This window comes from Nonomuraea sp. NPDC048916 (assembly GCF_040649575.1).
Lineage (GTDB): Bacteria > Actinomycetota > Actinomycetes > Streptosporangiales > Streptosporangiaceae > Nonomuraea.
Window position 1 is genome coordinate 51,328 of the sequence record NZ_JBEZFS010000020.1, and the last position, 12,025, is coordinate 63,352.

The 12,025-nt window shown below is 70.7% G+C and carries 10 protein-coding genes; 8 read left to right on the plus strand and 2 right to left on the minus strand.

The genetic code is table 11. From position 1 onward, the window contains the following. The first annotated feature begins 1 nt into the window (after position 1). The 6 genes from AB0C16_RS22490 (at position 2) to AB0C16_RS22515 (ending at position 5,407) form a co-directional block, all read left to right on the plus strand. Positions 2-664, plus strand: coding sequence for an FtsQ-type POTRA domain-containing protein (locus tag AB0C16_RS22490; protein WP_357685842.1), 663 nt, complete (start codon positions 2-4; stop codon positions 662-664). A gap of 534 nt (positions 665-1,198) precedes the next feature. Further along, positions 1,199-2,551, plus strand: coding sequence for a cell division protein FtsZ (ftsZ, locus tag AB0C16_RS22495; RefSeq protein WP_357685843.1), 1,353 nt, complete (start codon positions 1,199-1,201; stop codon positions 2,549-2,551). A 179-nt stretch (positions 2,552-2,730) separates the two neighbouring features. Beyond that, complete coding sequence (locus tag AB0C16_RS22500; protein ID WP_357685844.1) at positions 2,731-3,423, plus strand: YggS family pyridoxal phosphate-dependent enzyme; 693 nt, start codon at positions 2,731-2,733, stop codon at positions 3,421-3,423. A 139-nt stretch (positions 3,424-3,562) separates the two neighbouring features. Then, a complete protein-coding gene (sepF, locus tag AB0C16_RS22505; protein WP_357685845.1) occupies positions 3,563-4,063 on the plus strand; it encodes a cell division protein SepF in 501 nt (166 codons plus the stop codon). A gap of 80 nt (positions 4,064-4,143) precedes the next feature. Next, positions 4,144-4,434: a YggT family protein gene (locus AB0C16_RS22510; RefSeq protein WP_357685846.1), complete on the plus strand. Its 291-nt coding sequence runs from the start codon at positions 4,144-4,146 to the stop codon at positions 4,432-4,434. Positions 4,435-4,540: 106 nt separating this feature from the next. Beyond that, the gene (locus AB0C16_RS22515) at positions 4,541-5,407 is read left to right on the plus strand and encodes a DivIVA domain-containing protein (protein ID WP_357685847.1); all 867 of its coding nucleotides are present in this window, start codon (positions 4,541-4,543) and stop codon (positions 5,405-5,407) included. Between the two features lie 189 nt (positions 5,408-5,596). On the opposite strand, the gene AB0C16_RS22520 is transcribed toward AB0C16_RS22515, so the two are convergent. Further along, positions 5,597-5,824: a hypothetical protein gene (locus AB0C16_RS22520; protein ID WP_357685848.1), complete on the minus strand. Its 228-nt coding sequence runs from the start codon at positions 5,822-5,824 to the stop codon at positions 5,597-5,599. Between the two features lie 1,543 nt (positions 5,825-7,367). Between AB0C16_RS22520 and AB0C16_RS22525 the strand changes: the two genes are divergently transcribed. Then, complete coding sequence (locus AB0C16_RS22525) at positions 7,368-7,742, plus strand: hypothetical protein (protein ID WP_357685849.1); 375 nt, start codon at positions 7,368-7,370, stop codon at positions 7,740-7,742. Positions 7,743-8,017: 275 nt separating this feature from the next. On the opposite strand, the gene ileS is transcribed toward AB0C16_RS22525, so the two are convergent. Continuing rightward, positions 8,018-11,152: an isoleucine--tRNA ligase gene (gene ileS, locus AB0C16_RS22530; RefSeq protein ID WP_357685850.1), complete on the minus strand. Its 3,135-nt coding sequence runs from the start codon at positions 11,150-11,152 to the stop codon at positions 8,018-8,020. Between the two features lie 463 nt (positions 11,153-11,615). Between ileS and AB0C16_RS22535 the strand changes: the two genes are divergently transcribed. Continuing rightward, positions 11,616-12,005, plus strand: coding sequence for a TraR/DksA C4-type zinc finger protein (locus tag AB0C16_RS22535; protein ID WP_357685851.1), 390 nt, complete (start codon positions 11,616-11,618; stop codon positions 12,003-12,005). The last annotated feature ends 20 nt before the right edge of the window (positions 12,006-12,025 follow it).

A 12,025-nucleotide genomic window follows, 5' to 3' on the forward strand; every position in this document is an offset into this window, starting at 1 on the left:
GATGAAGACGCGGACCGCTTTCCTGGTGCTGCTCACCGCGGGTGTGGTGGGCAGCGCGGCCTGGCTGGTGTTCTGGTCACCCGTGCTCGGCGTCCGCTCGATCGAGATCGTGGGAAATCTCACAGTGCCCACCGACCGCATCGAGCAGCAGGCGGGGGTGGCCAAACTGCACCCGCTGGCCACGGTCGACCTCGACGAGGTCGAGAGCCGGGTGCTGGCGATCAGGCAACTGGCCACGGCGAAGGTCGACAGAGTCTGGCCCGGCACGCTGAAGATCGAGGTGGTCGAGCGGGAGCCGGTCGCCGCCCTCTACGTCGGGGGCAAGGCCGCGGTCATCGACGAGCACGGCGTGGTCATCGACGTCAAGGATCTGGCCCCGCCTCTGCTGCCCGTGCTCAAGGTGGACCGCCCGGCCGCCGGCGACCCGGCGGCCATGACGGCGCTCACGGTCATCCGCGACCTGCCCGCCTCCCTCGCGGGCAGGGTGCGCCAGGTGCGGGCCACGTCGGCGGAGGACGTGACGTTCGAGCTGTCCGACGGCCGCACCGTCATCTGGGGCGGCTCCGACAGGAGCGACGACAAAGCGCGCATCCTGACCACTCTGCTGCGGCGCAAGGCCGACGTCTACGACGTGAGCTCCCCAGACGTGGTGACCCTGAATTGACTTACTCCCCGGATGAATCCGGGGAGCGCCACCTTCTCGGATGGGATCTTCCCGCTTCACCGGCGACCGCCCGCGCACGCCCGGGTGCGCGACCGGTCTTCCGCGGCCTCCGGTGGAGACACGGGATGACCTGCCCGGCGGCCACGAAGGCCGTGGTGGTGATCCGAGACCAACAATGGGGCGTCTATGGGATATGGCACACATTTCGCCGACGCCCGCCCCCGGAGCCCTGCAAATCCGGTGTGAGATCGTGGCCGAGCCTGTCCGGGGCCGGGGCCGCGGCGTGAGAGCCTGTAGCGCAGGAGTGCCCGGACCTGGCGCGACGGCAGAGCGAAACGGACAGCCCGCGACACGCCGGACGCGCTTGCGGCGCGGTTAGTTGACCCGCCCAGAGCGTAACTCCTACTGTCCGTATCAATCCTCAGGTTGACATAAATCTGAATCTCAACTTGAGGTTGAGAGTTAACGAAGTGAGAGAACGCGGAGTCAATCCGCACCGAAATGGCAAGTCAACGAGCGGAAAGGCCCCTCGTCGTGGCAGCACCGCAGAACTACCTCGCGGTCATCAAGGTTGTCGGCATCGGCGGCGGCGGAGTCAACGCCGTCAACCGGATGATCGAGGAGGGACTCAAGGGCGTCGAGTTCATCGCGATAAACACCGACGCCCAGGCGCTGCTGATGAGTGACGCCGACGTCAAACTCGACGTGGGCCGCGAGCTCACGCGCGGACTGGGCGCTGGCGCCAACCCCGATGTGGGGCGCAAGGCGGCCGAAGATCACCGTGAGGAGATCGAGGAGGTCCTCAAGGGGGCCGACATGGTCTTCGTCACGGCCGGCGAGGGCGGTGGCACCGGCACCGGCGGCGCGCCCGTCGTCGCCAACATCGCCCGGTCGCTCGGCGCGCTGACGATAGGAGTCGTCACCAGGCCGTTCAGCTTCGAGGGCCGCCGCAGGGCCTCGCAGGCCGAGGCGGGCATCGAGACGCTGCGCGACGAGGTCGACACCCTCATCGTGATCCCCAACGACCGGCTGCTGTCCATCTCCGACCGCCAGGTCAGCGTCCTCGACGCGTTCAAGGCGGCCGACCAGGTGCTGCTGTCGGGTGTGCAGGGCATCACCGACCTGATCACCACGCCCGGCCTGATCAACCTCGACTTCGCCGACGTCAAGTCGGTCATGTCCGGTGCCGGCTCGGCGCTGATGGGCATCGGCCACGCGCGCGGCGACGACCGCTCGGTGGCGGCGGCGGAGATGGCCGTCTCCAGCCCGCTGCTCGAGGCCAGCATCGACGGCGCGCACGGCGTGCTGCTCTCGATCGCCGGTGGCTCCGACCTCGGCCTGTTCGAGATCAACGAGGCGGCCCAGCTCGTCTCGATGGCCGCGGCGCCCGACGCCAACATCATCTTCGGCACGGTCATCGACGACGCCCTGGGCGACGAGGTGCGGGTCACCGTCATCGCCGCGGGCTTCGACGACGTGCCGCCGCCGGTGGAGAAGCCGCTGCCGCGCCCGCAGAGCCGTCCCGCGGCGCCGTCGGCGGCCCCGCCCGTGGCGCCGCCGCGCTCCACGCCCACCGTGAAGGCCGAGCCCGCGCCGCGCCACGATCTCCGTCCGGAGCCCCGCCCGGAGGTCAGGCCGGACCCACGCCCGGAGCCCCGGGCCGAGGTCAGGGCCGAGCCCGTGCGGCCGGTGGAGAGTGTTCCCGAGCGCGTCGCGGCGCCCGAGCCGGTCGCCGAGGAGCCGCCCGTCTCGATCCCGCGGCCCACGCCCGAGCCCGCCAATCCGCCCACCCCCATCACCTCCCGCATGTCGGAGCCCGGCAAACGTCGTCCGGTGGTCTTCGAGGAGCAGGAGGAGGAATTGGACGTCCCCGACTTCCTCAAGTGACCCACGTGGCTCCTCGCCGCTTCGCCCCCCTTCAAGAGGTACGGCGGAGCGGCGTCGCCGTGTGTGGGGCCGCTCCGCCCCGCGGGGCCGTCCGTACAGAACAATCATGTGCGGTCTGCGGGCGCGCGGTGCCGTCGTGCCGAACAATGGGGTAAGCACAGACAAAAGGGAGAAGCCTGATGAGGCGGGATGAGATCGCGGCCGGGCTGGCCGAGGTCGAAGAGCGGATCGGGGAGGCGTGCCGGGCGGCGGGACGCGACCGCGGTGAGGTCACGCTGATCGCGGTCACCAAGACGCGCCCCGCCGAGGACGTGCGGCTCCTGTGCGAGCTGGGCGTGCGCGACGTCGGCGAGAACCGCGACCAGGAGGCCGCGCCCAAGGCGCGCGAACTCGCCGGGCTTCCGCTGACCTGGCACTTCGTCGGGCAGCTGCAGAGCAACAAGGTGCGTTCGGTGGTCGGCTACGCCGACGTGATCCACTCCGTCGACCGGCTGAGGCTGGCCGCCGCCATCAGCAAGGAGGCCGGTCGTTGCGGGCGCGAGATCGGCTGCCTGGTGCAGGTGTCACTGGACGACGACCCGGGCCGGGGCGGCGCCCTGCCGGGCGACGTGCTCGAGCTGGCCGACCGGATCGCCGGCTACGACAACATCTGGCTGGGCGGGGTCATGGCGGTGGCCCCGCTGGGCGAGGATCCGGCCAAGGCGTTCGCCCGGCTGCAGGATGTGGCCCTCGCCGTACAGGAGCGACATCCGCGTGCCACGATGATTTCGGCGGGCATGAGCGAGGACCTGGCCGAAGCGGTCGCGTACGGCGCGACACACGTGCGGGTCGGTACGGCGTTGCTCGGCCGTCGCAAGTCCTTCGTCAGGTAATGTCCCGTCAAGTGGGCCTTCAGGCCCGCCTACCCAGTAGAGGTCGATCAGCGGTGAGCTTCAAGGGGGTACGCCTACCGCCTCGGGCCCGGCGACTGGCCCGAGCGAGTGCGACCATGAACAGGAGGACGACGTAGCGATGGCCGGCGCGATGCGCAAGATGGCGGTCTACCTCGGTCTCGTGGAGGACGACCGTTACGAGAGGTACGAAAGCTACCCCGACGAGTACGCCTACGAGGACGAGCCCTCGCGCGCCGGCGACGACCGGCCCGTGCCGGTCCAGGACCGCGAGGACGACACCGATCCCGGAGCGTCCGCGCCCAGGCCCACCACGACCGTCCTGGAGCGCCGGACGACCGATCTGGCCCGCATCACCACGCTGCACCCCCGCACGTACAACGAGGCGAGGACGATCGGCGAGCACTTCCGTGACGGCACGCCGGTGATCATGAACTTGACCGAGATGGTTGACAGCGACGCCAAGCGGCTCGTCGATTTCGCGGCAGGTCTCGTCTTTGGCCTACACGGCAGCATCGAACGTGTTACCAACAAGGTATTCCTGTTGTCCCCAGCCAATGTCGAGGTGACCGCCGAGGACAAGGCCCGAATCGCGGAGCGCGGGTTCTTCAACCAGAGTTAGAGTCTCTGTATGTCTATCGCACCCAACCCGGTCTCGCCGAGGCCTGGAGGGCACATGAGAAGTGGAGGCGCGGCCAGACCGTGGGGATCGTAAGTCAGATCTTGGTCATCGTCCTGGCGCTCTACCTGGTGCTGCTCATCGGCAGGATGATCTTTGAGACGGTCCAGGCGTTCGCCCGCCAATGGCGGCCATCAGGGGTCGTGCTGGTGCTTGCCGAAGCCACATATACCGCAACAGACCCACCCCTTAAGTTCCTCCGCCGTTTCATTCCTCCGCTCCGGTTGGGTACGGTGGCCTTTGACCTAAGCTTCACAGTGCTCTTCATCATCGTCCTGATCTTGCTGCAAATCGCGGGATCGCTGGGCGGGTGACGGGGGCCTGGGGCACCGGTCAAGATCCAACTCGTGTCCGCGCTGAAGTGATTCGGGTTCTACCGTCCCTCCGGACAGACTCCAAGCGCGCCAAGGAGACCAAAAGATGCCGCTGACGCCCGCTGATGTGCGGAACAAGCAATTCAGTACGACCCGGCTACGGCCGGGCTACGACGAGGAAGAGGTCGACGCCTTCCTCGACGAAGTCGAGGCTGAGCTTGACCGCCTGATCCAAGAGAACGAGGAGCTTCGCGCCAAACTGGCCGAGTGCCTGCGCGGGAAGGTCCCGGGTGGCATGAACATGCCCATGGCCTCCGCGCCGGTCCAGGAAGGGCCGAAGCCCGAGATGATGATGCCGCCGCAGCCGGAGCCCATGAAGGTGCCCGAGCCGCAGCAGCAGCCGATGCCCGTGGCCATGAGCATGCCTCCCGCCGAGGACAACATGGACACCGCGGCCCGCGTGCTGGCACTCGCCCAGCAGACCGCCGACCAGGCGATCTCCGACGCCCGTCGTGAGGCCGACGAGACCGTCACCCGTGCCCGCCGCGAGGCCGACGAGATCCTCACCAAGGCCCGCCGCCAGGCCGAGCAGGTCATCGGCGACGCCCGCGCCCGCGCCGAGACGCTCGAGCGCGACGCGCAGGAGCGTCACCGCCAGGCCATGGGCTCCCTCGTCCAGACGCGTGACGAGCTCGAGCGCAAGGTCGAGGAGCTGCGCAGCTTCGAGCGCGAATACCGCAGCCGTCTCAAGCTCTACCTGGAGAACCAGCTCGCCGAGCTCAACGTCTCCGCCGAGGGCAGCGGCGGCTTCCCGGTGATGCCGGGCGGGCCCGCGGGTGTGGCTCCGGTCATGTCACACGCGATCTCCCAGGGGGGTCAGCCGCCTCTTCCCGGTGGTCCCAACCCGTTCGGTGGCGAGGCTCCGCAGGGCGCTTTCCCCGGCGGCGACGGTCCGCACAACGACCGCCGGTAAAGTAGCGGGTCAGTAGACCCGTCACTCGAAAGAGCCCTCTGTGATCCTTATCAGCGCTGGTTTGGTGCTCGCGGCGGTCGTATTACTGATCGCGGGCTTCGTACTGGCAAAGGTCTACCTGATCATGTGGTCCATCGTGGCCAGCGTGCTGTCCGCGTTGTTCCTGGTGATCGGTGCGTTCCTGCGGCGTCACGAGTTGTTCCCTGGTGGTGGGCGGGCCTCCGAGCCGGTCACGCCGCCCGTGGGCCTCGCGCCGCCCGGGGTGCCGCACACCCGGACCGGCCCGATGGGAGCGCCGCCGGCTCCGCGTCCGCAGTTGACGCAGCAGACGGTGACCATGCCCGCGCCCGCTCCACGCCGCCCCGCGGCGAGGGGGATCTCCCCGGACTCGATCGTCCTGGTGATTCCCGGGCGCAAGCGCTACCACGTTCCGGGCTGCCGCCAGCTGGTCGGACGGGATCACGAGGAGCTCACGCACGAAGAGGCACGTGAGGAAGGCTTCACCCCCTGCACCACGTGCCTGCCCGACGCCGCGATCGGCGGACGGCAGTTGCCGCCTGCCGCCGACCCCGCCGGGTCCCCTGAGCGGTCCACCGAGAGGTCCACCGAGAGCCGGGCTCACCCCTCTGACCCTGCTCGCTCCGAGCCTTCCGGGTCGGATCCCGCCCGTTCCGGGTCCGTCCACGAGCCGCGTGCCCCCGTCCCCCCGGGCACGGACAGGCAGCCGGTCGCCCGGCCGAAGCCCGAGTCCCCGGCTTCCACCCCCAGCCCGGAGCCCAACCCCGCCGCCTCCCACGAGGACCGGTCGGGTGGGTGGTTCGGGCGCCCCGCGGATCCCGCGCAGGCCTCGCCGTCCGGCGGCCCCGCCAAGCGCCCTTCCTCGCCCGGAGCCAGGCCCGGCGAGGACGAGTCTGACCAGACGACTTCCGCGGCCTTCCGCCAGGGCCCCCACACCTCCCGAGCGGATGCCGCCGCATCCCCTTCCCGGGGCGATCGCCCCGCCCCCGCAGGCCGTCCCGACCGCCTTTCGCCCCAAGAGGGTCGTTCCGAGCGTGTCCCGTCCGAGCCGGGCCGTTCCGAGCGCGTGACGTCCGAACAAGGTCGTTCCGAGCGTGTCCCGTCCGAGCCGGGTCGTTCTGAGCGCGTATCGCCCGAACAGGGCCGTGCCGAGCGTTCGGCGCCGCCGGGTCGCTCCGCGGGCGCGGCGCCCGCCACATCCGAAGCCGACGTCACCGACCAGGGTCCTGAGACCAAGCCCCAGCGGGCCGTGTCCGCGACGGGAGAGCCCATCGAGCCCTCCCCGAAGCGTCCGGGGCCGTCCGGGGGCCAGGGCGAGTCCGGGGCCAAGGAGCGGCGCCCCGGCACCGCTTCTCAGGGGGAGCGGCCACGTTCAGCATCGCCCCGCGGCCAGGACGATTCGGGCAGGCCGCAGCGCCCGGGGGCGTCGTCCGCGTCTCCAGGGGATTCCGGGGAGCGGGGGTCGGGAGCCGGTTCCCGGAGTGAGTCCCAGCGGCCCGCGTCGTCACCCGGCCGGGGTGAGGCGAGCACGGCGCCGGAGTCCGCCCAGGAGGAGACCGCGCGCTTTCCCTCGCGGCCGACTCGATCGGAGCCGTCCGACGAGGCCCGGAAACCACGGACTGCCGGCGGGAGCGAGGCCCACGAGCCGCGGCGCCCCGGGGCGAGCGACCCCGCAGGGGCGCGGGAGCACGAGGCAGGCGGCTCCGGAGGATCGCGGCCGTCTGGTGCTTCGGCGGCCGGGCGTCCCGGAGCCGGTGAGTCCGCGGGGCCGCGCGGGGCCGGGGCTGCTGAGTCCGGAGGGGCACGGCCAGCCGGTGGTTCGGCGGCCGGGCGTCCGGGGCAGCGGGTGGTGCCGGAGCGTCCGGCGTCGGCGGCCGAGTCGGCGGCCAAGCCACATGGCCCTCTGCCGACCGGTGCGACCCCGAGCACGTCGGCCGGATCCTTGCCACGAGCGGGATCCGGGTCCGGGCGGAGCGGTGGTCCGGGCGAGGACAGGTCGGCGAAGACGGCCGGCGGCAAGCCGGAGGCCGGCACCGAGCCCGCCCTGCCGTCCGGCAAAGGCAAGGACACCGCTTCCGAGGGCCCCAACAGCGGCGAGCGTGCCGGCCAGGGCGAGTCCGGCACCGACACGCCCGCCAAGGAGCGGGCCGCCACCGTGAAGGTGATCGCCGGGACCCGCCGCTACCACAGCACCGACTGCCCGCTGATCAGAGGCGCCGGTGACAGCGGTGTGGAGACCATGACCTTCGCCCAGGCAGAGGCGGCGGGCCTGACCAGCTGCTCGGTCTGCCAGAACGACCACGAAACCGTCGCCTGACCCCCTCCCTCGACTGCGGCTGTGTGAACGAGTCCGGTGGCGCCGGCCCGCGACCGGCCGTGCTCGTGGGGGAGCGGGATGAGGAGCTGTTCCACGGACGGCGGTCGCGCGGAAGATCGTCGGCGTCTTCGGCGGAGTGGCCGCCGGCTTCCGGTCGGCCTGGCCGCAGGACGTGCTGCCGGGGTTCTGGGGCGCCGGCCCGTGGCGAGGCGTTGGTAGGACGGCGCGGGTGTGCCCCAAGAGGGGCACGCCCGCGCGACAGGGCCCCGGGTGGGTCAGGAGCGGCGGAGTTGGAAGCTCAGGCCCAGGTCGGGGTCGGTGTGGGTGGGGAGGCCGGGCTGCGATCCCTCCGTGACCGACGTGGCCAGAACCTCGTCGGCCACCGGGCCCGCGCCTGCACGCAGGGCTCCGGCCAGGTCGGGGCCGGTGGCGGTCCACCACAGGTCGATGCGGTCGGTGATGGACAGGCCCGTGGACTTGCGGGCCTCCTGCACCAGGCGGATGACCTCGCGCAGCAGGCCGGCGCGGCGCAGCTCGTCGGTCAGCTCCAGGTCGAGCGCGACCGTCTCGCCGGTGCCCGTGTCGACCGCGCCGGTCTCCACCGCCCAGCCCGAGCGCGGCTGCTCGGTGACGATCACCTCGTCGGGCCCCAGCGAGACCTGGCCCAGCTCGCCCGCCTCCACGGTCACCGTGGCGCCGGAGCGCAGGGCACGGGCCAGCGAGGTGGCGTCGGCGGCGGTCACCGCGGCGGCCACCAGCTTGGTCTGGGAGCCGAAGCGCTTGCCCAGGGCCCGGAAGTTGGGCTTGACCGTGTAGGACACCAGGTCGGCGCTGAAGCCGGACATGTCCTCCAGGGCCTGGACGTTCAGCTCGTCGGCGATGAGGTCGCGCAGCTCGGCCGGCAGTGACGGCCAGCCGTGCGCCCCGACGAGCGCGCGGCCCAGCGGCTGGCGGGTCTTGACGCCGGAGGAGGCCCGGGCCGAGCGGCCCAGCTCCACCAGGCGGCGGACGAGCGCCATCTGCTCCGACAGCGCCGGGTCGAGGAGCTCGTGGCGCACGGCGGGCCAGGAGGTCAGGTGCACGGACGACGGCGCGTCACCGGCACGCAGCACGTCCCACAGGTAGTCGGTGACGAACGGCGCGATGGGCGCCATCAGCCGGGTGACCGTCTCCAGGCACTCGTAGAGGGTCGCGAACGCCTCCCGTGACCCCTGCCAGAAGCGGCGGCGGGAGCGGCGTACGTACCAGTTGGACAGGTCGTCGAGGAACTCGGCGAGCCTGCGGCCGGCGCGCTGGGTGTCGTACTCGTCCAGCGAGGCCGTGACGTCGGCCACCGTGCGGTGCAGCTCGGCCAGCGCCCACCGGTCGAGCAGCGGGCGCTCGGACGCGGGCGGCGCCTCCGCCAGCATCGCGGGCGACCAGGACTCGGCGTTGGCGTAGAGGGTGAAGAACGACGCGGTGTTCCAGTAGGTCAGCAGGACCTTGCGGACGATCTCCTCCAGCGCGTTGTGGCCCACGCGCCGGGCCGCCCAGGGGGAGCCGGAGCAGGCCATGAACCAGCGCAGCGCGTCGGCGCCGTGCTCGTCCATCAGCGAGATGGGCTCCAGCACGTTGCCCAGGTGCTTGCTCATCTTCCGGCCGTCCTCGGCCAGGATGAGCCCGAGGCAGAGCACGTTCTCGTAGGAGGACTGGCCGAAGACGAGGGTGCCGACGGCCATCAGCGAGTAGAACCAGCCGCGGGTCTGGTCGGTCGCCTCGCAGATGAACTGCGCCGGGTAGACGCCCTCGGGCTTGCCGCGGGCGCCCCACTGGGCGAAGGGCATGGAGCCGGAGTCGTACCAGGCGTCGATGACGTCGGGCACCCGGCGCGCCTCGGCGGCGCAGGTCGGGCAGGGGAAGGTCACGTCGTCGACGTAGGGGCGGTGCGGGTCGAGCGCGGACACGTCCCGGCCGGCCAGGGTGCCGAGCTCGTCCATGGACCCCACGCACGTCACGTGTGACTCGTCGGCCGAGCACACCCACAGCGGCAGCGGCGTGCCCCAGTAGCGCGAGCGCGACAGCGACCAGTCGACGTTGTTGCGCAGCCACTCGCCGAACCGGCCCCACTTGATCGTCTCGGGGTACCAGTTGGTCGTCGTGTTCTCGGCCAGCATCTGGTCCTTGACCGCGGTGGTGCGGATGTACCAGGAGGGGAGCGCGTAGTAGAGCAGCGGCGTGTGGCAGCGCCAGCAGTGGGGGTAGCTGTGCTCGAAGTGGCCGCCGCGGAACAGCAGGCCCCGCTCCCGCAGGTCGCCGGTCAGCGCCTCGTCGGCGTCCTTGAAGAACTGCCCGCCGACCATCGGCACGTCGTCGAGGAAGCGCCCGTCGGGACCGATCGGGTTGACCACCGGCATGTCGTAGCGCCTGATCACGGCCAGGTCGTCGGCGCCGAACGCGGGCGCCTGGTGGACCAGGCCGGTGCCGTCCTCGACGGTCACGTAGTCGCCGAGCACCACGTAGTGGGCGTCGGGGATGTCGACCAGGTCGAAGGGCCTGGTGTAGGTGGTGTGCTCCAGCTCGCGGCCGGTGAGGCGGGCGACCTCGGTGACGCCGTCGCCGAGCACCGCCAGCAGCGGCTCGGCCACCACCAGCACCTCGCCGCCGGGGGTGCGCGCCGCGACGTAGGTCACGTCGGGGTGCACGGCCACCGCGGTGTTGGACACCAGGGTCCACGGCGTCGTCGTCCAGACCAGCAGCGAGGCGTCCAGCTCGGCCAGCGGCCCGGAGGTCACCGGCATGCGGACGTGGACGGACGGGCTGGACACGGTCTCGTAGCCGCCCGGCTGGCCCAGCTCGTGGTCGGACAGGCCGGTGCCGCAGCGCGGGCAGTAGGGGGTGATGCGGAAGTCGCGGAACAGCAGCCCCTTGTCGAACACGACCTTGAGCGACCACCACACCGACTCGATGTAGGACGGGTCCATGGTCCGGTAGGCCGTGGACAGGTCGATCCAGTAGCCCATCCGCTCGGTCATCTGCTCGAACGCGTCGACGTGCCGCAGCACGGACTCTCGGCACTTGGCGTTGAACTCGGCGATGCCGTAGTCCTCGATGTCCTTCTTGCCGGTGAGGCCGAGCTCCTTCTCCACGCCGACCTCGACCGGCAGGCCGTGGCAGTCCCAGCCGGCCTTGCGCGGCACGCTGAAGCCCCGCATCGACTTGTAGCGGGGGAAGAGGTCCTTGAAGACGCGGGCCTCGACGTGGTGCACACCGGGCAGGCCGTTGGCGGTGGGCGGGCCCTCGTAGAAGACCCAGGGCGGGTTGCCGTCGTTCTGCTCGACGGAGCGCTCGAAGATCTTCCCGTCCCGCCATCGGTCGAGGACCTCGCGCTCGAGCGCGGGCAGGTCGACCTGCGCGGGAAGAGAGCGGAACATAGGGGAAGACATCTCGGGCGGGCCTCCACGCGATCACTGGCTACAGGGCTGCGTGAAGGGACGAAGCCGGCGACGGCCCCGCGGTACCACCCTTCTTGGTCTCCGGGGAGACCCTCTTCGTTCGGGCTGCGGCCGGGTCTAGTGAGCTTCGGGAAGCCGTTCTTCCGGCGGCTCCGGGGTGATGTCCCTCACACTGGGCCCCATCGACGCCTTGCAGCCTTCAAACCATAACGCAGGTCGGAGCCAAAGGCTTCCTCGTTTAGCCGGTGACGATCCTCTCTCCGGTACGGAAGTCGTAAACGCCGACAAAGGTGAGGGAATGGACCGTAGCGGCGAGGAGTTGAAAGCGCGAGGGGGATAGTACGGGAGAGGTAAACGGCCCGGCGGGTCGTTTGTCGTGCCGTTATGGGGGCACCTAAGCTGCCCGCACCATTCACGGCCTTGATCAGCAATGGAGGCAGCCATGGCGGCAGTCACGCAGACCGCTACACCGTCGATGTGGTCCGAAGAGGAGCTGGCCGAGGTACGCGGCACGCTGAAGACGGAGATCGACGAACTCAACACCGACATCCTCCGGCACGAGTCCGAGATCGCCTCCGGCGATGTGACCCAGGGGGCCGGCGACGACCAGGCGGACGCCGGGGCCAAGACGTACGAGCGCGAGCGCGAGATCGCCCTTACCCTGAATGCGCGCGACCTGGTCGCGCAGAATGAACGTGCGATCGCCAGGATCGACGCAGGGACCTATGGAGTGTGCGAATCGTGCCACAAGCCGATCGGCAAGGAACGCCTGCAGGCGTTCCCGAGGGCGACGCTGTGCGTGGCCTGCAAGCAGAGGGAGGAACGCCGGTAGGCGGGCGGCGCGGACGTCTC

Coding starts and splice junctions, on each gene's coding strand:
- AB0C16_RS22490 (WP_357685842.1), top strand. CDS start 2: ATGAAGACGCGGACCGCTTTCCTGGTGCTGCTCACCGCGGGTGTGGTG.
- AB0C16_RS22500 (WP_357685844.1), top strand. CDS start 2,731: ATGAGGCGGGATGAGATCGCGGCCGGGCTGGCCGAGGTCGAAGAGCGG.
- sepF (WP_357685845.1), top strand. CDS start 3,563: ATGGCCGGCGCGATGCGCAAGATGGCGGTCTACCTCGGTCTCGTGGAG.
- AB0C16_RS22515 (WP_357685847.1), top strand. CDS start 4,541: ATGCCGCTGACGCCCGCTGATGTGCGGAACAAGCAATTCAGTACGACC.
- ileS (WP_357685850.1), bottom strand. CDS start 11,152: ATGTTCCGCTCTCTTCCCGCGCAGGTCGACCTGCCCGCGCTCGAGCGC.
- AB0C16_RS22535 (WP_357685851.1), top strand. CDS start 11,616: ATGGCGGCAGTCACGCAGACCGCTACACCGTCGATGTGGTCCGAAGAG.